The organism is Streptomyces sp. NPDC021115, assembly GCF_044333065.1.
Taxonomy (GTDB): domain Bacteria; phylum Actinomycetota; class Actinomycetes; order Streptomycetales; family Streptomycetaceae; genus Streptomyces.
Window position 1 is genome coordinate 1 of record NZ_JBIRQF010000066.1, and the last position, 1428, is coordinate 1428.

Consider the following 1428-nt stretch of genomic DNA (forward strand, 5'->3'; position numbering starts at 1 on the left):
TCCCTAAGAATGTTGGCGGTCCGGGAGGACCGGGTGTGGCTGATGAGGTGTTGCCGTTGATGGCTCAGGGAGAATGGCCGCCCGGTCCTCCGGGACGCTCCGACCACTGATTGAGAACTGCGGTCATCGCTGGTTAGGGACCTGTCGGCGGAGTGTTCTCCGGGCCATGGAAGTGCTGGTCACGGTGGAACGGAGCGACGGACTTGAGCACGCGGCAGGCGCGGATATGGGTCGGCATCGATGCCGGGAAGGGACATCACTGGGCGGTGGCCCTGGACGCCGACGGCGAGACGCTGTTCTCGACGAAGGTGATCAATGACGAGGCCCAGGTCCTCGCTCTCATCGAGACTGCCGGTGAGCGGGCCGACGAGGTGCGGTGGGCGGTCGATATCTCCGGCCGGGCCTCCACGCTGCTGCTTGCCCTGCTGATCGCCCACGGCCAGCAGGTCGTCTACGTGCCGGGCCGGACGGTCAACCGCATGTCCGGCGCCTACAAGGGCGAGGGCAAGACCGACGCCAGGGACGCCCGTGTCATCGCCGACCAGGCCCGTATGCGCCGGGACTTCGCCCCGCTGGACACCCCGCCGGAGCTGGTCTCCACGCTCCAGCTGCTGACGAACCACCGGGCCGACCTGATCGCCGACCGGGTCCGGCTGATCAACCGGCTCCGCGACCTGCTCGTGGGCATCTGCCCCGCGCTGGAGCGGGCTTTCGACTACTCCGCTGCCAAGGGGCCGGTCGTCATGCTCACCGAATACCAGACCCCGGCTGCCCTCCGGCGGATCGGCGTCAAGCGGCTGACGGCCTGGCTGGAACGCCGCAAGGTCCGCGGTGCTGCCGAGGTCGCTGCCAAGGCCGTCGAAGCGGCTCAGTCGCAGATGACCGCTCTGCCCGGTGAGAAGCGGGCCGCCAAGCTGGTCTGCGATCTCGCCCACCAGCTCCTGGCCCTGGATGAGCGGATCAAGGACACCGACCGGGAGATCCGCGAGACCTTCCACACGGACGACCGCGCCGAGATCATCGAATCGATGCCCGGCATGGGCCCGATCCTGGGCGCCGAGTTCGTCGCCATCGTCGGCGATCTGTCCGGCTACCGCGACGCGGGCCGGCTCGCCTCCCACGCCGGCCTGGCCCCAGTCGCCCGGGACTCCGGCCGCCGGACCGGCAACTACCACCGGCCCAAGCGCTACAACCGGCGGCTGCGGCACATCTTCTACATGTCGGCACAGACCGCGATGATGCGGCCCGGGCCATCGCGCGACTACTACCTCAAGAAGCGATCCGAGGGCCTGCTGCACACCCAAGCCCTGCTCTCGCTCGCCCGCCGCCGAATCGACGTTCTGTGGGCAATGCTGCGTGACAAGAGGTTCTTCACCTCCGCCCCGCCGGTCACGCAGGCGGCTTGACACGATCATTGAGATTCTCCTT

The 1428-nt window shown here is 68.3% G+C and carries 1 protein-coding gene; it reads left to right on the forward strand.

The window, feature by feature from the left end; genetic code table 11:
- Positions 1-203: 203 nt before the first annotated feature.
- Positions 204-1406 (forward strand): IS110 family transposase, encoded by a 1203-nt coding sequence (locus ACH4TL_RS45800; protein ID WP_398332167.1) that lies wholly within the window; start codon positions 204-206, stop codon positions 1404-1406.
- Positions 1407-1428 lie beyond the last annotated feature (22 nt).